We start from the raw sequence: 16712 nt of genomic DNA, 5'->3' as shown, positions 1-16712 counted from the left end.
CTGACATCGATTGCAATCAGGGCCAATTCGACTTCCGGCGCGAGCCGGTTGCGAGTAGTGTCTACGTGCCCGTATTCCGGCCAAGCCGGGGCACGACCGGTGCCCGGCTCGATTACCACACTGAACACTGGAGATCTGCGATGAAACGTTCGAAGTTCCTGCTGTCGGGGCTGCTGCTCGCGTCGGCCCTCGGTTTCACGGCCGTCGCCGCGCACGCTGAAGACCTGCTCGACTCGGTGAAGAAGGCCGGCGTGCTGCGCGTCGGTCTCGAAGGCACGTATCCGCCGTTCAACTCGCGCGGCACGTCGGGACAGCTCGAGGGCTTCGACGTCGATGTCGCCAACGCGGTTGCCGGCAAGCTCGGTGTGAAGACGCAGTTCGTCCCGACCGAATGGAGCGGGATCATCGCGGGGCTGCAGGCCGGCAAGTTCGACGTGATCGTCAACCAGGTCACGATCACGCCGCAGCGCAAGGAAGCGCTCGACTTCAGCGAACCGTACACCTACTCGGCCGCGCAGCTGATCCAGCGCAAGGACGACACGCGCAACTTCAAGTCGCTGGAGGATTTCAAGGGCAAGAAGCTGGGCGTGACGCTCGGCACCAACTATGACCAGATGGCCCGCAGCGTGCCGGGCATCGAGGTGCAGACGTATCCCGGCGCACCGGAAAAGCTGCGCGACCTCGCCGCGGGCCGGATCGAAGCGACGCTCGACGATCGTCTGATGCTGCCGTACATGATCAAGACGTCGAACCTGCCGCTGCGCTCGGGCGCGGTGCTCAACGGCGGCAAGCAGGAGATGGCGATCCCGTTCCGCAAGGGCAATCCGAAGTTCGAGAAGGCGATCAACGATGCGCTCGATTCGCTGCGCAAAGAAGGCACGCTGAAGAAGATCTCGATGCACTGGTTCGGCAGCGATGTGACGGTGCCGGTCGCGCAGTAAGCGGTTCGCCGCGCTCGTATTGCGTCACGTCATTCGCTGCGGCGAGGGCGTGACGCCTATCTGCATTGCGCTTCCCCTTCCTCAGGCCGCTTCGTCGAAGCGCGCAAGCAGCATCTGGCCGATCGGCGTAAGCGCCGGGCACGCCGCCACCGCATTCACGCGTACCTGCGTATCGTCGACCAGCCGCTTTTCAACGAGCACGGCGAACGCCGGATTCGACGGGTCGACACTGTCCGGTGCGCGGGCAACCCGCAGCAGCATCGAAAATTCGTGCGGACTCAGCATGGTCCTTGTCTCCTGATCGTCCGCGATCCGGTGTGATCGGCGTCGATCGTGTTTTCGGATGGAATGGTGTGCGGCGTAAGCCGATTGGGTGTCGGGAGCGAGATCCCGATTGGCCGCAACGCGACGCGGGCACGGCGTCGCATGCTGCCATAACCCCGGTCGCGAGGATGCTGCCGCGACGGGAATTGCAACGTTAGGGGCGCCGCGTGACGCGGGCGTGACAAGAAAACGGGGTATCGAAGGCGTTGGCCACGCAGCAGGATGCGGGCTGCCGGGAATGGAAAAAGGGGTTACGGAAAATTCCGTAACCCCTTTTCGGATATGGTGCCGGCTGCAGGACTCGAACCCGCCACCTGATGATTACAAAGCACTTGAAATATTCAAACGTTACAACGGGTTAGGGAAATTTCGCGTTTCCAAATTGGTACGTTATGCGGACGTCTCAGCCTTATCTGGCGGACTCGCTTGATGTATTGGAAACGTGTACGAACCGCACCCGGCGCGACGGAAACCCGTCCTCACGACTTCAGCTTGCGGACTTTCTCGATCAAGTCCTGTAGCAAGGCACCGAACCCTTTGAGCTGTTCGTCCAGAACGTCGCCCCCCGCGACCGCGAGATCATTGCGGCGCGCCTGCTCCAACAGAGTCCCTGCCGCGATCACGTCGGCTACCGACACCTTATGCTTTTCGGCCAGCTTGCGCGCCTCGGTCAGATAGTTGTCGACGGTTCTAAATTGGACTGTCTGCAGCTTGCGCTGGCGCGGGGTGAACAGGGTGCCCATGGATTACCTCGTAGCGTTGTAGTGGAATCAGTCAGTTGGGGGCACATCGGGCAGGAGAAAGTGGCGGTTTACCCCGGTTGCCAAGGTACCTGGTTGCCGGTCCGCTGCGAACCGACGCCTATCCCCGCGGTTCAGCCCGCGATACACTGCGCGTCAACAAAACCAAACCATGACGTCGGGGAACGACCTTGAACCTTCCATTTAACTTGGACCATGCGATCGAGGGGCTAGCGCGAGTCACATTGCGTGGCGGCCTCGTGGGCAAAGTGACGTTCAGTGTCTCAATCGTAGCTATTGCAATGGCGATAATGGCCTGGTCAGTCCATAACGTTTGGATAGCCGGTGGCGCTATGGGACTGACCTTTCTACTGGCGTTCGTGATGCTTTGGCGGCTGATCGATTTCGCCGACCGCAATCCCAAGGCTGCGCTACTCGAGGGGGCCGAATTCGTACTTCACGAGCAGATAGTGCATGCGAGTAAAGCAAATCCTCGGATACCTGAAGCCGAAATCGTGAAGGTCCAGCCCGAGCCGCTTCCTGCCGCATTGGACGATCCGGCGATCGCCTCCGTACCAGACGAGGAAGTGAAGGCCCTTGAAAACGGCGGGGACAATCAATGACTGCAAAGCTCTATCACATCTATATCCAGCCCAAGTCAGGCGTGTCCGAAGAGACAGTCAAAGCGAAGATGAACCTCTCCATCGACTGGTACAAGTATTCCGACACCTGCTGGGTCGTGAAAACGACGTCCGACGCGGCGAAGTGGCAGGCCCGTCTAAAACCACTGGTCGAACCTGACGGAAGCCTCCTGATCTTGCGCGTCGATCCGACCGATCGGCAAGGCTGGATAGCAAAGAGCTTCTGGGCATGGCTTCGCGGAGAAAAGAAGAAGGACAGCGCATGAAACGATTCCGCCAAGACGGGACTCTCAACAGCGTTGCGCCGCTGCTCAATACGGTCATTGCGACCGAAGGATAGCTAGGCCGCTCAATGTGTAGGATGACCAGCTAAGCGCCTACTTGGTGGAACTGCACAAACCCCGAAGCTCCATAACCAAGGTGCACAGCCGTCTAGCGCGAGCGTCTCGTTCGCGCCAAATGCTTCCCATGACCGACCAGACTTTGCCGCCAGCGCCCCAGTAGGCGCGCGGCCCCCTATTGCTGCGCGGCGTTCAGTTGCGCTGCTGCTTGCGCCACCCGCTCCGCGGCTGGCTGTGCAGCGGCCGGCTGTGCGGCTCTCCGCTGTTGTTGCGGGCATGTCGAACGGAGTCCGTCGATGTGCTCATTCAAGTTCGACGGAATGCGTTGCCACATGGGATCGAGGATGAAGTCTATGCCCTCACGCCGCGCCTGCTTGGCGGCAGGTACGAAATCGGCGTCGCCCGCAATCAGCACGATCTGATCGACCTGTTTCTTGAAGGCAAGGGACGAAACGTCAACACCGATCCGCATGTCCACCCCCTTCTGGCGCACATCAACCATCACGTCGTCGGGCGTAATGTCCTTCATTTCGATTTGTCCGGCCAGGAGTGCCGCGACCTTGTCCGGCTTGATGACCCATTGGGTTAGTGCGGACAGATGCCCCAAGCGCAGCGCAACTTTCCGCTTGCCGCGCAGGTGCTCATGAAGTTCGAGTCGAAACTTTGCTTCAACCGATTTTCCAAAGTCGACTGACTTCTTGCTGATCGGGTTGTGCATCTTCTTGTCGAGCGGCGGGCAATCGTAAAAGAAGATGCGGTACAGCTCGTGTCGCTGTTGACGAACCCGCTGACGGTCAGGCACTGGAGCCTCGCCCGGATTCCGACGCGCTGGCCGTGTCGGTGGTGTAAGGTGAGCGCACGCCCATCGGTGGGCGCATTCGGCAGCTCGCTGCGCGTCTAGCGCGTTTTGCGGCTCGATAGCTCGGAAGCGCTTGATGAAGAACGCGCCGTCAATCAGGATCGCTGTCGGCATCGCCGTCCCCTTTTCTTTTTTCTGACCCCAGAACGCAGAAAAGCCCAGGGGTTCGGCGCGGCGCTGGATGTGGTGCGTCGGCGTACTGCCAAGGGCTTGATGCAGCGAACTCTAGCAAACGTTACTAACACATGCAACTATTTTCGCCCTCTCTTCAGAGTATCGGGCGTGCATGTCTCGAAACGGTAATGCTTTTTTCGCTCCTAGTTCGGCGTATCTGCTGCGCGTCGGGCAAAAGGAGCAATACCTCTTTCTACCTTGCGTAAACAAGGCGCATAAAAGTGCATAGAAGAAACGGCCCGCGCCGGGCGGCCCCGCGCACCTGGCGCATGAGTGCATAAAAACCGTACATTTTTGCGCGCAGTTGGGGCGGGGCTACAACTGCGCACGCCGGATCCGAATCAGCCCGCCCTAGGGTCGAACCGCTCTCAAGGCTATCCCTGCCACGCGCGCAATGCGGACCAGCAACCAACTGCTGTGAGGACGTTTGAATCCGCCAACCCCGTGCATCGATACAGGCGAAAAAAAGCCGCCCGGCACCGAAGTCCCAGGCAGCTCTCTGCTGCGCCAACCGCTCGTCAGACGCCGAGCTGCGCGTCCGTGATGCCGAGCGCGGCGGCGATCTTCTCGCGCGTCGACTTGCGCAGCTTCTCGCTGCCCTCCTGTTGAGCGTAGGCGGACTGGCTGATGCCGAGTCGCGTCGCGACTTCGGCCTGCGTCAGCCCGAGATATTCGCGCCACGCGCGCAGGAGCGTCGCCCCGTCAACCGTTGCGCTGACAACTTCATGAGGAATCAAATCGTGATCTTCTCGGCGATGCGTTATGTGTTACTCGTAGAGGATCGCCATGAGGGCTTGCACTCATTCCGGCCCGTCGATTTGCTTTGCGACAAGACGAACCCTCGCTTGAAGAAACGCTACACATACGGCATGTAGCTGAACAAGCCTGTTCGCCAATGCAGATTGGAAATGCCGAGGGGTATTGGAAACGCGAAGGGGCTACGCAAACATCGCGTAACCCCTTTTCGGATATGGTGCCGGCTGCAGGACTCGAACCCGCCACCTGATGATTACAAATCAACTGCTCTACCAGATGAGCTAAGCCGGCGTAAGCCCGAGATTCTACCTCATTTCACGATCTTGAGGCGAGGTCTGCTGCCGCCTTTCGAACCATCGCCGTCGGTTTTCGGCGGCTCGTCGGCGCCCTCGGACGGCTCCTCGTTCGCGCCATGATCCGCAACCGGCGTCAGCACCGCGGGCGATTCGTCGCGACGCGCATCGTCGGCCTGCTCGGCATCGTCCTCGAACGCGCCCGAATCCTCGCCCTCGCCCGCCACCGCATCGACCTGGAATGCCATCCCTTGCCCGTTCTCCCGCGCGTAAATCGCGAGCACGTTGGCCACCGGAATCTCGATCTTGTGCGCCTTCCCGGAGAACCGGGCAGTGAACTCGATCCACTCGTTGCCCATCTGCAGCTGGCTCGTCGCCTCGAAGCTGATGTTGAGCACGATCTCGCCGTCACGCACGAACTGACGCGGCACGCGCGTCGAGTTGTCGACCCTCACCGCGATATGCGGCGTGTAACCGTTATCGGTGCACCACTCGTACAGCGCGCGCAGCAGATAAGGCTTCGTTGAAATCTCTTGCATCACAATCCTCGAACCCGGAGCGGGCACGCGGCACGCCGCGCCGCCCGCTCCGTCATGCACTCATTGCACCATCAACGACGCATGACCTTTTCGGACGGCGTCAGTGCTTCGATATACGCCGGACGGCTGAAGATCCGCTCGGCGTACTTCATCAGCGGCGCAGCGTTCTTCGACAGCTCGATGCCGTAGTGATCGAGACGCCACAACAGCGGCGCGATCGCGACGTCGAGCATCGAGAATTCCTCGCCGAGCATGTACTTGTTCTTCACGAAGATCGGCGCGAGCTGCGTCAGGCGATCGCGGATCGCGAGGCGTGCCTTCTCGTGGTTCTTCTCCGCTGCCTTGCCCTTTTCGTTCTCGAGCGTGCTGACGTGAACGAACAGTTCCTTCTCGAAGTTGAGCAGGAACAGGCGAGCACGTGCGCGCTGCACCGGGTCGGCCGGCATCAGTTGCGGGTGCGGGAAGCGCTCGTCGATGTATTCGTTGATGATGTTCGATTCGTACAGGATCAGGTCGCGCTCGACCAGAATCGGCACCTGACCGTACGGGTTCATCACCGAGATGTCTTCCGGCTTGTTGAACAGGTCGACGTCACGGATCTCGAAGTCCATGCCCTTCTCGAACAGCACCAGCCGGCAACGCTGGGAGAACGGGCAAGTTGTGCCGGAATACAGAACCATCATATTTGCGTTTCCTCAAAAAAGCCGAGGGCCGGCACGCGGCGCAACCCCTTTCACGGGTTCCGCCTTGCGCCGGCCCCACGCCGGTCAGGCGTGTTTACTTGATATCTTTCCAGTACGCGGCATTGAGCCGCCAGGCCAGGAAAGTCAGGACACCGAGAAAGACCAGCACCCACACGCCGAGGCGCTTGCGGGTCTGCTGGGCCGGCTCGGACATCCATGTCATATAGGCCACCAGATCGGCCACGGCAGCATCATAGTCCGGCGACGACAACGTCCCCGGCGTGACCTGCTGGAAGCCGACGAGCGTGTGGACCTTCTCGCCCGTCTCCTCGTCCGTCTTGTCTTCGAATTTGGCAGTGCGCTGCCCCTGCAGTTGCCACAATACATGGGGCATGCCGACGTTCTCGAACACCGCGTTGTTCCAGCCGGTCGGCCGCGTATCGTCGCGGTAGAAACTCCGCAGATACGTGTACAGCCAGTCGCGGCCGCGCGCCCGTTCCTCGACCGACAGGTCGGGCGGCGAGGTGCCGAGCCAGTTCTTCGCGTCTTCGGGCCGCATCGCGACGGACATCGTGTTGCCGACCTTGTCGGTCGTAAACAGGAGATTCTTTTCGATCTCCTTCTGGGATATGCCCAGATCCGTCAGACGGTTGTAGCGCATCAGGTTCGCGCTGTGGCAGTTCAGGCAATAGTTTACAAACAATTGCGCGCCGTGCTGAAGCGAAACGAGATTTTCCGTGTTATCGGGCGCCCGGTCGAGCGGAAAATTACCTTCCGCGCGCACGGCCGGCGCCGCCAGCAGCGCCACGGCCGTCGCCCCGATCAGCGCGAGCGTCGAAAGCAGTTTCTTCATGTCGTTCTCTCCTCGCTCACATTAATGGGGCTTGAAGCGCACCCGCTCCGGCGGCTGCTTGAACGTGCCAAGCGGCGTCCAGACGGGCATGCCGAGGAAGAACGCGAAGTAGATCAGCGCGCAGCCCTGCGCGATCAGCGTCGCGGCCGGCGATGGCGGCCGCGTGCCGAGGAACGCAAGGGTCAGGAACGCCGCGACGAAGATCCCGAGGAACACCTTGTGGAACAGCGGCCGGTAACGGATCGACTTCACCGGGCTGCGGTCGAGCCACGGCAGGAAGAACAGCGTGATCACCGCCGAGCCCATCACCACGACGCCCCAGAACTTCGATTCCGTCAGGAACATGAACACGACGATCGCCGCGGCCAGCACGGGCAGGCCGATCTTCCACTTGCCGCGCGCGCGAATCAGCGCGAGCACGCCGAGCAGCGCGATCACGATCATCAGCACGATCTTGAACGGGTCGGTGGTCGCGCGCAGCATCGCGTAGAACGCGGTGAAGTACCAGACCGGCGCGATTTCCGGCGGCGTCTGCAGCGGGTTCGCGGGGACGAAGTTGTTCGACTCGAGGAAGTACCCGCCCATCTCCGGCGCGAAGAACACGATCAGCGCGAACACCATCAGGAACACGCAGACGCCGAAGAAATCGTGCACCGAGTAGTACGGATGGAACGGGATGCCATCGAGCGGAATGCCGTTCGCATCCTTCTTCGCCTTGATCTCGATGCCGTCCGGGTTGTTTGACCCGACCTCGTGCAGCGCGACGAGGTGCGCGACCACGAGGCCGACCAGCACGAGCGGAATCGCGATTACGTGGAACGCGAAGAAGCGGTTCAGCGTGACGTCGGACACGACGTAGTCGCCGCGGATCCACAACGACAGGTCCGGGCCGACGAACGGAATTGCCGAGAACAGGTTCACGATCACCTGCGCGCCCCAGAACGACATCTGGCCCCACGGCAGCAGGTAGCCGAAGAACGCCTCGGCCATCAGGCACAGGAAGATCGCACAACCGAAGATCCACACGAGCTCGCGCGGCTTGCGGTACGACCCGTACATCAGCCCGCGGAACATGTGCAGGTACACGACGACGAAGAACATCGATGCACCGGTCGAGTGCATGTAGCGGATCAGCCAGCCCCAGGGCACCTCGCGCATGATGTACTCGACCGACGCGAACGCGAGCAGCGAGTCGGGCTTGTAGTTCATCGTCAGGAAGATGCCCGTGACGATCTGGTTGACGAGCACGAGCAGCGCGAGGGAGCCGAAGAAGTACCAGAAGTTGAAGTTCTTCGGCGCGTAGTACTCGGAAACGTGCTTCTTCCAGGTGGACGTGAGCGGGAAGCGCTGATCGATCCAGCCGGTGAGACCTGTCGTGGAGACTTCTTTGTTGTCGGCAGCCATCACGCTTCTCCTTTCTCGTCCTTGCCGATCACGAGGGTCGTCGCCGACGTGAACATGTAGGGCGGGATGTCGAGATTCTGAGGCGCCGGCTTGTTCTTGAACACGCGGCCGGCGAGGTCGTAGGTCGAACCGTGGCACGGGCACAGGAAACCGCCCGGCCAGTCGTCCGGCAGGTTCGGCTGCGGACCCGGCGTGAAGCGTTGGCTAGGCGTGCAGCCGAGGTGCGTACACACGGCCATCACGACGAGAATGTTCTTGCGATCGGCCCGCGAGCGATATTCGTTCGCGCAATACGCGGGCAACGGCATCGAATACGGGGATTTCGTGGTCGGATCGGCCACTTCCTTGTCGGCCTTGACGACGTCGGCCAGCATGTCGTCGGTGCGGTTCAGGATCCAGACCGGCTTGCCGCGCCACGGCACGGTGACCATCTCGCCGGGCTTCAGGCCGCTGATGTCGACCTCGACCGGAGCACCGGCCGCTTTCGCTTTCGCGGACGGCGCAAGCGACGCCGCGAAAGGTATGACGGTGGCTACGCCTCCCACGCCACCTGCTACGGATGTCGCAATCAGCCAGGTACGGCGGCCGCTGTCGACGCGTTTTTCTTCCTTGTCTCGCATCACACGCCCCACTTCTGAGTTGGATTTTCCGTCACGACTTTTCATTCCGCCGCTAGTTTGCGCGAATGGAGTCGCCATTTACAAGGCCCGGAGATGAAAATCCCTTCGAAGTGGTTGATAGTTAAGGGTTTCCCCCCCACTATCGGAGCGATTAAATCATTTCGCTTTTAAGCATCCGCTACATTGCGAAATTTCGATGCGCCGCCGCAAATTCGTCCTCAGACAGGATTATGAATGTCGATAAAAAGGTGCTCGATATCGAATTCTTCGGATAAATGCGCGCCAAGCGCCTGGATTCCGTAGCGTTCGGTCGCATGGTGCCCTGCCGCAACGAACGCGACGCCGCTCTCGGCCGACGCGTGCGTGACGGATTCCGACACTTCGCCGGTCAGGAACACGTCGGCGCCGGCATCGATCGCTGCGTCGAAATAGCTCTGCGCGGCGCCCGTGCACCACGCGATGCGGCGCAACTGCATGTCGGGATCGCCGAGCACGAGCGGCGTGCGACCCAGGGTGTTCTCGACCTTCGCGACGAAGTGCTCGAGCGTGACGGGCATCGGCAGCGTGGCCATCCAGCCGAGGTCGCCGTCGCCGAAACGCTGTTCGCCGATCAGGCCGAGCTTCTGGCCGAGCTGCGCGTTGTTGCCGAATTCGGGATGCGCGTCGAGCGGCAGGTGGAACGCGAACAGGTTCAGGTCGTTCGCGAGCAGCAGCTTCAGGCGCTGGTACTTGCGGCCCGTGATCTGCGGCGCCTCGTTGCGCCAGAAATAGCCGTGATGGACGAGCACCGCATCCGCCCCCCATTCGAGCGCGGCTTCGAGGAACGCGACCGACGCCGTCACGCCGGTGGCAATCTTCTCGATCTTGCGGCGGCCCTCGACCTGAAGGCCATTCGGGCAATAGTCCTTGAAGCGCGCGGTTTCAAGGGTATTGTTCAAGTACAATTCAAGTTCGATCCGATCCATATAAACCTCTAATCCATTCAGATGCTTAGACGCTTCTGGCTGTTCTTCGCGCAGGCGGTCACCGTACTGCTCGCGCTGATGTTCATCGTCGTGACGCTCAAGCCGCAATGGCTGCAACGGCAAGGACAGCTCGGCAAGCAGCTCGCCACGCCGATCGTCGCGCTGCGGGAAGTCGCGCCGGGCATCGGCGGTGCACCGGCGACCACGTCGTACGCGGAAGCCGCGCAAAAGGCGATGCCCGCAGTCGTCAACGTCTTCTCCAGCAAGGACGGCTCGCTGCCGCCCGATCCGCGCGCGAAGGATCCGCTGTTCCGCTACTTCTTCGGCGACCGCAACGCCCGCAAGCAGCAGGACGAACCGGCGGCCAACCTCGGCTCCGGCGTTATCGTGAGCCCGGAAGGTTACATTCTAACGAACCAGCACGTCGTGGACGGCGCCGACCAGATCGAAGTCGCGCTCGCCGACGGCCGCACGGGCACCGCGAAGGTGATCGGCAGCGATCCGGAAACCGATCTCGCCGTGCTGAAGATCAACATGACGAACCTGCCGACGATCACGCTCGGCCGTTCCGACCAGTCGCGCGTCGGCGACGTCGTCCTCGCGATCGGCAACCCGTTCGGTGTCGGCCAGACGGTCACGATGGGCATCATCAGCGCGCTGGGCCGCAATCACCTCGGCATCAACACGTTCGAGAACTTCATCCAGACCGACGCGCCGATCAATCCGGGCAACTCGGGCGGCGCGCTGGTCGACGTGAACGGCAACCTGCTCGGCATCAACACGGCGATCTACTCGCGCTCGGGCGGCTCGCTCGGCATCGGCTTCGCGATCCCCGTGTCGACCGCGCGCACCGTGCTCGAGAGCATCATCACGACGGGCTCGGTCACGCGCGGCTGGATCGGCGTCGAGCCGCAAGACGTCACGCCGGAAATCGCCGAGTCGTTCGGGCTCCAGCAGAAGTCGGGCGCGATCGTCGCGGGCGTGCTGCAGGGCGGTCCGGCCGACAAGGCCGGCATCAAGCCGGGCGACATCCTCGTCAGCGTGAACGGCGATGAAATCACCGACACGACGAAGCTGCTGAATACCGTCGCGCAGATCAAGCCGGGCACGCCGACCAAGGTGCACGTCGTGCGCAAGGGCAAGGAGTTCGACGTGAGCGTGGTGATCGGCAAGCGCCCGCCGCCGCCGAAACAGACGCTCGACGAGCAGGACAGCGACTCCGAGTAACGGATGGCGGTTCGCGCCGCGGCTTCGTCCGCCGGCCACGCCGAAAACGCAAATGGGCAGCCGATCGGCTGCCCATTTGTTTTGTTGCGAAGTTCTTTCCATCGCAGTGAAGCCTGCGTTCGCCCCCACCGTTCGACCCTTGCTGCCGCCGGCCAAGTGTGACCGAACCGAAAAAGCGACATCGCCGGTGGCCGTCATGCCGGCCCGGCTGCGCGGCGCTTTCGTCAGCCGGCGGCGCCGTTGTTCTCCGCCTCGGGTTCTTCGGTCGCCTTGGGCACGAAGAATCGCGCGGCGAGCAGTCCGATCTCGAACAGCACGACGAGCGGCAGCGCGAGCATCAGCTGCGAGAACACGTCCGGCGGCGTGACGACCGCCGCGACGACGAACGCGCCGACGATCACGTAAGGCCGCATCTCCTTCAGCTTCTTCAGCGACAGCACGCCCATGCGGACGAGCAGCACCACGACGATCGGCACCTCGAACGTCACGCCGAACGCGATGAACATCCCGAGCACGAAGCTCAGATAGTTGTCGATGTCGGTGGACATCTCGGCCCCGAGCGGCGCGTTGTAGTGCGCCATCACGCGGAAGATCGTCGGGAACACGAGGAAGTACGCGAACGCCATCCCGCACAGGAACAGGAAATAGCTGCTGCCCACGAGCGGCGCGACGAGCTTCTTCTCGTGCTGATACAGCCCCGGCGCGACGAACGCCCAGATCTGGTACAGCACGACCGGCAGCGCGATCACGAGCGCGACGAGCATCGTGACCTTCATCGGCACGAAGAACGAGCCGGTCACGTCGGTGACGATCATCCTGCCGCCCTTCGGCAGGTTTTCCATCAGCGGCCGCGCGAGCAGCCGGAAGATGTCGGGCGCCCAGTACACGAGCCCGAGGAACACGACGATCACGGCCAGCCCCGCACGAATGATGCGATCGCGAAGCTCGACGAGATGGGAGATGAAGGTTTCTTCCGGGGCGTCGCCCGGGTTCTGCTGGGGGTCGCTCACACCGGCCCTCGGTAGGATTGACGAGCGAGCATGCGCTCGGCTCAGAAGAAGCGCGTCGGCCGGCGCAGGCTGGCCGGCTGGTGGCGCGCGACTCGCGCGGCGCCCGACTGCACGTGCGTGCGGCGGGTCGTCGCGCGCTTGTACCAGACAGGCGTCGCCGCCTGTTTCACACGCCAGTTGCGACGCTTCGGCGCGAGCGCGGCCGTGCTGCCGCGCCACGACGGCGCGGCGGGCGTGTCGGAGCCGTACGTGCCGGCATCGACCGAGCCTTCGTTAAGGCCGCCGACCGCGGAATTCCACGTGTCGTTCAGCTCCTTCTCGTGCTCGCGCAGGTTGTCGTGAATCGTCGTCTCGACATTGCGCGCGGCCGCCTCGAAATCGGTCTTCATCGTCCGCAGCGCGTCGAGCTCGATTTCGCGCGAGACCTCGGCCTTCACGTCGTTGATGTACCGCTGCGCGCGGCCGAACAATGCGCCTGCCGTGCGCGCGACGCGCGGCAGGCGCTCGGGGCCGAGCACCACGAGCGCGACGACGCCGATCAGCGCCATCTTCGAAAGACCGAGATCCAGCATCGCGAATGCCTGTCAGCGTGCAGGCGATTTACGCCTTGTTCGAATCGGAACGCGTCGTTTCCTTCGCGTTGACGTCGACCGAACCCGAGCGCGGCAGTTGCTGCGCGTCAGCCGGCGTCTCGCCTTCCTTCATGCCGTCCTTGAAACCCTTCACGGCGCTGCCGAGGTCGTTGCCGATGTTGCGCAGCTTCTTCGTACCGAAAACCAGCGCGACGATCAGCAGCACGATCAGCCAGTGCCAAATGCTCAATCCACCCATGATGAAACCTCTCCTCAACCACGCCGCGTCGCGGCGCAAATCGCCGGCGGCACGCCGGCTTCGACTATCGATGCGGGGAAACGCCCCGCCACGTCAACCCATCCGCAGCCACGGGCGCGGGCCGGCCAGGATATGCGCGTGCAGGTGGTAGACCTCCTGCCCGCCGCCGGGGCCCGTATTGATCACCGTGCGAAAACCGGTTTCGCCGCCCGTGTACGCGACGCCGAGCTGGTCGGCCAGGCGCGCGACCAGCAACATCAACCGGCCGAGCATCGGCGCATCGTCCTCGCTCGCCGCCGACAGCGTCGGCAGATGCCGGCGCGGAATCACGAGCACGTGCGTCTCGGCCGCCGGGCGGATGTCGCGGAACGCGACGAATTCGTCGTCCTCGTGCACCTTCGTGCTCGGGATCTCGCCCGCCGCGATCTTGCAGAACAGGCAATTCGGATCGTGACTCATGTTGCTCCTGCGAAACGCCCGCGCGCCGGTCAGAACCAGGCCTGCGGATCGAGCGTCTTGTTGTCGTTCAGGTACAGCCAACCCTTGATGATACGGTACAGCGTCCAGATCCATGTGACAAACATGACGACGAACCCGACCACCACGAACATCAGCGCGAAGCCGATCACGTAGGCGATCAGCGCACGCCAGAACGTGCGGATCTGCCATTCGAAATGGTCGGCGTACGGCGTGCCGGCCACGTCGTCGCGCTTCACGTAGTTGATGATGATCGCGATGATCCCGGTGACGCCGCCCGTGAGCCAATGAATCGCATAAAGGCCGTACAACACGTGCGTCAACGTGCGCAGGCCTTTGAGTCGCTCGGCGTCCGCTGCGCCCGGCACCGACGGTGTCGGAAACTGGCTCGGCGTATCGGTCATGATGCTACCCCCGTTAGATGACAATTCTTACAGCTTACCGCACTGTCGTCGGCACGGCAGGCCGCGTGTCGTCACCCGCCGTTCTGCTCGCGCTCGCGGCGCTTGCGCAACGCCTTTTCCTCGATGCCGGACAGCCCTTCGCGGCGCTCGAGTTCGGCGATCACGTCGGCCGGGCTCAGGTCGAAATGCGACAGCATCACGAGGCAGTGGAACCACAGGTCGGCCACCTCGCCGACCAGCGCCGTCGGCGCGCCGCCCTGGCGCACGTCCTTCGCGGCCAGCACGACTTCGGTCGCCTCTTCGCCGATCTTCTTCAGCACCGCATCGTCGCCCTTGTGGAACAGGCGCGATACGTACGATTGTTCGGGGTCGCCGCCCTTGCGGCTATCGATCACGGCCGCGAGGCGCAGCAGCGTGTCTTCGGTCGATTGCGTCATTTGTAGATGTGTTCGGGGTCTTTCAGCACCGGATCGACCGCGACCCAGTCGCCGCTGTCCACCGTACCTTCGAATTTCTGGAAGAAGCACGAATGCCGGCCGGTGTGGCATGCGATGCCCGACACCTGCTCGACCTTCAGCAGCACGACGTCCTCGTCGCAATCGAGGCGCACCTCGTGCACATGCTGCACGTGGCCCGACTCCTCGCCCTTGAACCAGAGGCGCTTGCGCGAGCGCGAATAGTAAACCGCGCGCTGCGTCTCGATCGTCTTCGCGAGCGCCTCGCGATTCATCCACGCGAACATCAGCACGTCGTTCGTCGACGCTTCCTGCGCGATCACCGGCACGAGGCCGTTGTCGTCCCAGCGGACCTTGTCGAGCCACGCGGGCAGGGATTTCGTTTCCGTATTCATCACAGCCTCACCGGGATGCCCTGGTCGGCCATGAAGCGCTTCGCCTCGCCGACCGTGTGCTCGCCGTAGTGGAAGATGCTCGCGGCCAGCACCGCGTCGGCGCGGCCGTCCTTGATGCCGTCCGCGAGATCCTGCAGCGAGCCCACGCCGCCCGATGCGATCACCGGCACCGGCACCGCGTCCGACACGCCGCGCGTGAGCGCGAGGTCGAAGCCGGACTTCGTGCCGTCGCGGTCCATGCTCGTGAGCAGGATCTCGCCCGCGCCGAGTTCGGCCATCTTGCGCGCCCATTCGATCGCGTCGAGGCCCGTGCCCTTGCGGCCGCCGTGCGTGAACACTTCCCAGCGCGGCGCCTCGCCGTCGGCCGACACGCGCTTCGCGTCGATCGCGACGACGATGCACTGCGAGCCGTACTTGTCGGCCGCGTCGCGCACGAGCTGCGGGTTCGCGACCGCCGACGAATTCATGCTGACCTTGTCCGCGCCGGCGTTCAGCAGGCGCCGCACGTCCTCGACGGCGCGCACGCCGCCGCCGACGGTCAGCGGAATGAAGACCTGCGACGCGACGGCCTCGATGATCGGCAGGATCAGGTCGCGCTGGTCGGAGGTCGCGGTGATGTCGAGGAACGTCAGTTCGTCGGCGCCCTGGTCGTCGTAGCGGCGGGCGATTTCGACGGGGTCGCCGGCATCGCGCAGTTCGACGAAGTTGACGCCCTTGACGACACGCCCGGCAGTCACGTCCAGGCAGGGGATGATGCGTTTAGCTAGAGCCATGATGTTGCGCCATAGGCCGCGGTGGGACGGCCGGTTGCGAACGCCTCGCGCGAGGCGCCCGGTCGGGGCCGCCCGTGGGCAGCCCGTGGCGAAGAAGACGCCGCCGCGCTCAGGCGTTGTCGAGTTCGCCGTTCAGTTCGTCCGCGCGCTTTTGCGCGGCCGCGAAATCGAGATCGCCGGAGTAGATCGCACGGCCGCAGATCACGCCTTCGACGCCGTGTTCTTCCACTTCGCACAGGTGCTCGATGTCGGTAAGGTTCGACAGGCCGCCGCTTGCGATCACCGGAATGCCGACCGCCTGCGCGAGCTTCACGGTCGCTTCGATGTTGATGCCCTGCAGCATCCCGTCGCGGCCGATGTCCGTGTAGACGATCGATTCGACGCCGTAGTCCTCGAACTTGCGCGCGAGATCGATCACTTCGTGGCCCGTCAGCTTGCTCCAGCCGTCGGTCGCGACCTTGCCGTCCTTCGCGTCGAGCCCGACGATGATGTTGCCGGCGAACGCGGTGCACGCGTCCTGCAGGAAGCCCGGATTCTTCACGGCCGCGGTGCCGATGATCACGTAGGACAGGCCGGCGTCGAGATACTTCTCGATCGTCTCGAGGCTGCGGATGCCGCCGCCGAGTTGCACGGGGATTTCGTCGCCGACTTCGTCGAGGATCGCTTCGATCGCGTCGAGATTCTTCGGCTTGCCGGCGAACGCGCCGTTCAGGTCGACCAGATGCAGCCGCCGGGCGCCGAGATCGACCCACTTGCGGGCCATCGCCGCCGGGTCCTCGGAGAAAATCGTGGCCTGGTCCATATCGCCCTGTTTGAGGCGCACACACTGACCGTCTTTGAGATCGATGGCCGGAATCAGCAGCATAGCAATCGGGTGTCGTCGTGGAAAATGAAAAGAATCAGGCGCGTACCGGCCAAACCGGTGCCGCGCCGTCTCGCTAGTTTAGTACAACTCTTTCGGCGCCTAAGCCCACTCGCCACGCGCGACAGGCCGTTCGGCCAGATCG

The 16712-nt window shown here is 63.0% G+C and carries 22 protein-coding genes, 1 tRNA gene and 1 pseudogene; 4 read left to right on the top strand and 20 right to left on the bottom strand.

Features of this window, described 5'->3' with window-relative positions; translation table 11 throughout:
* The first annotated feature begins 140 nt into the window (after positions 1-140).
* Positions 141-941 carry a transporter substrate-binding domain-containing protein gene (locus tag WS51_RS12695; RefSeq protein WP_014722334.1) on the top strand — a complete coding sequence of 267 codons (801 nt, stop codon included), beginning with the start codon at positions 141-143 and terminating at the stop codon, positions 939-941.
* A gap of 81 nt (positions 942-1022) precedes the next feature.
* On the opposite strand, the gene WS51_RS12690 is transcribed toward WS51_RS12695, so the two are convergent.
* On the bottom strand, positions 1023-1226 hold the full coding sequence (locus WS51_RS12690) for a hypothetical protein (protein ID WP_069229271.1): 204 nt from the start codon (positions 1224-1226) through the stop codon (positions 1023-1025).
* Positions 1227-1744: 518 nt separating this feature from the next.
* On the bottom strand, positions 1745-2008 hold the full coding sequence (locus WS51_RS12685) for a hypothetical protein (RefSeq protein WP_069229270.1): 264 nt from the start codon (positions 2006-2008) through the stop codon (positions 1745-1747).
* 350 nt (positions 2009-2358) lie between these two features.
* Here WS51_RS12685 and WS51_RS12680 point away from each other — a divergent pair, with 350 nt between their 5' ends.
* Positions 2359-2628 (top strand): hypothetical protein, encoded by a 270-nt coding sequence (locus WS51_RS12680; RefSeq protein WP_155773595.1) that lies wholly within the window; start codon positions 2359-2361, stop codon positions 2626-2628.
* On the top strand, positions 2625-2912 hold the full coding sequence (locus WS51_RS12675) for a hypothetical protein (RefSeq protein ID WP_069229268.1): 288 nt from the start codon (positions 2625-2627) through the stop codon (positions 2910-2912). Before WS51_RS12680 ends, WS51_RS12675 begins: the two co-directional genes overlap by 4 nt.
* A gap of 250 nt (positions 2913-3162) precedes the next feature.
* Here the strand turns inward: WS51_RS12675 and WS51_RS12670 are convergent, their stop codons facing one another.
* The 9 genes and pseudogenes from WS51_RS12670 to WS51_RS12630 form a co-directional block, all read right to left on the bottom strand.
* Positions 3163-3960 (bottom strand): NYN domain-containing protein, encoded by a 798-nt coding sequence (locus tag WS51_RS12670; protein ID WP_069229267.1) that lies wholly within the window; start codon positions 3958-3960, stop codon positions 3163-3165.
* A 578-nt stretch (positions 3961-4538) separates the two neighbouring features.
* Positions 4539-4775 (bottom strand): annotated as a pseudogene (locus tag WS51_RS12665) (helix-turn-helix domain-containing protein); the annotation flags it as partial.
* A 216-nt stretch (positions 4776-4991) separates the two neighbouring features.
* Positions 4992-5067, bottom strand: a tRNA-Thr gene (locus tag WS51_RS12660).
* A gap of 19 nt (positions 5068-5086) precedes the next feature.
* Positions 5087-5608: a ClpXP protease specificity-enhancing factor gene (locus WS51_RS12655; RefSeq protein WP_059449799.1), complete on the bottom strand. Its 522-nt coding sequence runs from the start codon at positions 5606-5608 to the stop codon at positions 5087-5089.
* Positions 5609-5679: 71 nt separating this feature from the next.
* Positions 5680-6291, bottom strand: a complete 612-nt coding sequence (locus WS51_RS12650) for a glutathione S-transferase N-terminal domain-containing protein (protein ID WP_006400565.1) — start codon at positions 6289-6291, stop codon at positions 5680-5682.
* 94 nt (positions 6292-6385) lie between these two features.
* Positions 6386-7144, bottom strand: coding sequence for a cytochrome c1 (locus tag WS51_RS12645; RefSeq protein ID WP_059449800.1), 759 nt, complete (start codon positions 7142-7144; stop codon positions 6386-6388).
* A gap of 21 nt (positions 7145-7165) precedes the next feature.
* Positions 7166-8548 carry a cytochrome b gene (locus tag WS51_RS12640; RefSeq protein WP_059543788.1) on the bottom strand — a complete coding sequence of 461 codons (1383 nt, stop codon included), beginning with the start codon at positions 8546-8548 and terminating at the stop codon, positions 7166-7168.
* Positions 8548-9168 (bottom strand): ubiquinol-cytochrome c reductase iron-sulfur subunit, encoded by a 621-nt coding sequence (gene petA, locus WS51_RS12635; RefSeq protein WP_009691892.1) that lies wholly within the window; start codon positions 9166-9168, stop codon positions 8548-8550. The genes WS51_RS12640 and petA overlap by 1 nt, the downstream gene beginning before the upstream one ends.
* A gap of 218 nt (positions 9169-9386) precedes the next feature.
* On the bottom strand, positions 9387-10133 hold the full coding sequence (locus WS51_RS12630) for a Nif3-like dinuclear metal center hexameric protein (RefSeq protein ID WP_059543786.1): 747 nt from the start codon (positions 10131-10133) through the stop codon (positions 9387-9389).
* A 21-nt stretch (positions 10134-10154) separates the two neighbouring features.
* Between WS51_RS12630 and WS51_RS12625 the strand changes: the two genes are divergently transcribed.
* On the top strand, positions 10155-11360 hold the full coding sequence (locus tag WS51_RS12625) for a Do family serine endopeptidase (protein WP_059449803.1): 1206 nt from the start codon (positions 10155-10157) through the stop codon (positions 11358-11360).
* A 224-nt stretch (positions 11361-11584) separates the two neighbouring features.
* Here WS51_RS12625 and tatC read toward each other — a convergent pair whose 3' ends face one another.
* The 9 genes from tatC to hisA form a co-directional block, all read right to left on the bottom strand.
* On the bottom strand, positions 11585-12370 hold the full coding sequence (tatC, locus tag WS51_RS12620) for a twin-arginine translocase subunit TatC (protein WP_059543780.1): 786 nt from the start codon (positions 12368-12370) through the stop codon (positions 11585-11587).
* 41 nt (positions 12371-12411) lie between these two features.
* Positions 12412-12942, bottom strand: a complete 531-nt coding sequence (gene tatB, locus WS51_RS12615) for a Sec-independent protein translocase protein TatB (protein WP_059449805.1) — start codon at positions 12940-12942, stop codon at positions 12412-12414.
* Between the two features lie 28 nt (positions 12943-12970).
* Entirely contained in the window at positions 12971-13201 is a 231-nt protein-coding gene (gene tatA, locus WS51_RS12610; protein WP_034183658.1) for a Sec-independent protein translocase subunit TatA, read from the bottom strand.
* A gap of 93 nt (positions 13202-13294) precedes the next feature.
* Complete coding sequence (locus WS51_RS12605) at positions 13295-13660, bottom strand: histidine triad nucleotide-binding protein (protein WP_059504644.1); 366 nt, start codon at positions 13658-13660, stop codon at positions 13295-13297.
* Between the two features lie 29 nt (positions 13661-13689).
* A complete protein-coding gene (locus WS51_RS12600) occupies positions 13690-14082 on the bottom strand; it encodes a DUF4870 family protein (protein WP_059449807.1) in 393 nt (130 codons plus the stop codon).
* A 71-nt stretch (positions 14083-14153) separates the two neighbouring features.
* On the bottom strand, positions 14154-14519 hold the full coding sequence (locus tag WS51_RS12595; protein WP_059449808.1) for a phosphoribosyl-ATP diphosphatase: 366 nt from the start codon (positions 14517-14519) through the stop codon (positions 14154-14156).
* Positions 14516-14932: a phosphoribosyl-AMP cyclohydrolase gene (gene hisI / locus WS51_RS12590; protein WP_044845954.1), complete on the bottom strand. Its 417-nt coding sequence runs from the start codon at positions 14930-14932 to the stop codon at positions 14516-14518. The genes WS51_RS12595 and hisI overlap by 4 nt, the downstream gene beginning before the upstream one ends.
* Positions 14932-15705, bottom strand: coding sequence for an imidazole glycerol phosphate synthase subunit HisF (gene hisF / locus WS51_RS12585; protein WP_059449809.1), 774 nt, complete (start codon positions 15703-15705; stop codon positions 14932-14934). The genes hisI and hisF overlap by 1 nt, the downstream gene beginning before the upstream one ends.
* Positions 15706-15814: 109 nt before the next feature.
* Positions 15815-16570, bottom strand: a complete 756-nt coding sequence (hisA, locus tag WS51_RS12580; protein ID WP_059449810.1) for a 1-(5-phosphoribosyl)-5-[(5-phosphoribosylamino)methylideneamino]imidazole-4-carboxamide isomerase — start codon at positions 16568-16570, stop codon at positions 15815-15817.
* Between the last annotated feature and the right edge of the window lie 142 nt (positions 16571-16712).

Origin of the sequence: Burkholderia territorii, assembly GCF_001718335.1 — a bacterium.
GTDB classification, from domain to species: domain Bacteria; phylum Pseudomonadota; class Gammaproteobacteria; order Burkholderiales; family Burkholderiaceae; genus Burkholderia; species Burkholderia territorii.
The sequence above is the reverse complement of the archived record's forward strand: the minus strand, read 5'-3'. Positions and strand labels throughout refer to the sequence as shown.

What these genes read in the sequence shown, in the direction of transcription:
- WS51_RS12695 (WP_014722334.1), top strand. Translation starts at nt 141, where the DNA reads ATGAAACGTTCGAAGTTCCTGCTGTCGGGGCTGCTGCTCGCGTCGGCC.
- WS51_RS12690 (WP_069229271.1), bottom strand. Translation starts at nt 1,226, where the DNA reads ATGCTGAGTCCGCACGAATTTTCGATGCTGCTGCGGGTTGCCCGCGCA.
- WS51_RS12685 (WP_069229270.1), bottom strand. Translation starts at nt 2,008, where the DNA reads ATGGGCACCCTGTTCACCCCGCGCCAGCGCAAGCTGCAGACAGTCCAA.
- WS51_RS12680 (WP_155773595.1), top strand. Translation starts at nt 2,359, where the DNA reads ATGGGACTGACCTTTCTACTGGCGTTCGTGATGCTTTGGCGGCTGATC.
- WS51_RS12675 (WP_069229268.1), top strand. Translation starts at nt 2,625, where the DNA reads ATGACTGCAAAGCTCTATCACATCTATATCCAGCCCAAGTCAGGCGTG.
- WS51_RS12670 (WP_069229267.1), bottom strand. Translation starts at nt 3,960, where the DNA reads ATGCCGACAGCGATCCTGATTGACGGCGCGTTCTTCATCAAGCGCTTC.
- WS51_RS12655 (WP_059449799.1), bottom strand. Translation starts at nt 5,608, where the DNA reads ATGCAAGAGATTTCAACGAAGCCTTATCTGCTGCGCGCGCTGTACGAG.
- WS51_RS12650 (WP_006400565.1), bottom strand. Translation starts at nt 6,291, where the DNA reads ATGATGGTTCTGTATTCCGGCACAACTTGCCCGTTCTCCCAGCGTTGC.
- WS51_RS12645 (WP_059449800.1), bottom strand. Translation starts at nt 7,144, where the DNA reads ATGAAGAAACTGCTTTCGACGCTCGCGCTGATCGGGGCGACGGCCGTG.
- WS51_RS12640 (WP_059543788.1), bottom strand. Translation starts at nt 8,548, where the DNA reads ATGGCTGCCGACAACAAAGAAGTCTCCACGACAGGTCTCACCGGCTGG.
- petA (WP_009691892.1), bottom strand. Translation starts at nt 9,168, where the DNA reads ATGCGAGACAAGGAAGAAAAACGCGTCGACAGCGGCCGCCGTACCTGG.
- WS51_RS12630 (WP_059543786.1), bottom strand. Translation starts at nt 10,133, where the DNA reads ATGGATCGGATCGAACTTGAATTGTACTTGAACAATACCCTTGAAACC.
- WS51_RS12625 (WP_059449803.1), top strand. Translation starts at nt 10,155, where the DNA reads ATGCTTAGACGCTTCTGGCTGTTCTTCGCGCAGGCGGTCACCGTACTG.
- tatB (WP_059449805.1), bottom strand. Translation starts at nt 12,942, where the DNA reads ATGCTGGATCTCGGTCTTTCGAAGATGGCGCTGATCGGCGTCGTCGCG.
- tatA (WP_034183658.1), bottom strand. Translation starts at nt 13,201, where the DNA reads ATGGGTGGATTGAGCATTTGGCACTGGCTGATCGTGCTGCTGATCGTC.
- WS51_RS12605 (WP_059504644.1), bottom strand. Translation starts at nt 13,660, where the DNA reads ATGAGTCACGATCCGAATTGCCTGTTCTGCAAGATCGCGGCGGGCGAG.
- WS51_RS12600 (WP_059449807.1), bottom strand. Translation starts at nt 14,082, where the DNA reads ATGACCGATACGCCGAGCCAGTTTCCGACACCGTCGGTGCCGGGCGCA.
- WS51_RS12595 (WP_059449808.1), bottom strand. Translation starts at nt 14,519, where the DNA reads ATGACGCAATCGACCGAAGACACGCTGCTGCGCCTCGCGGCCGTGATC.
- hisI (WP_044845954.1), bottom strand. Translation starts at nt 14,932, where the DNA reads ATGAATACGGAAACGAAATCCCTGCCCGCGTGGCTCGACAAGGTCCGC.
- hisF (WP_059449809.1), bottom strand. Translation starts at nt 15,705, where the DNA reads ATGGCTCTAGCTAAACGCATCATCCCCTGCCTGGACGTGACTGCCGGG.
- hisA (WP_059449810.1), bottom strand. Translation starts at nt 16,570, where the DNA reads ATGCTGCTGATTCCGGCCATCGATCTCAAAGACGGTCAGTGTGTGCGC.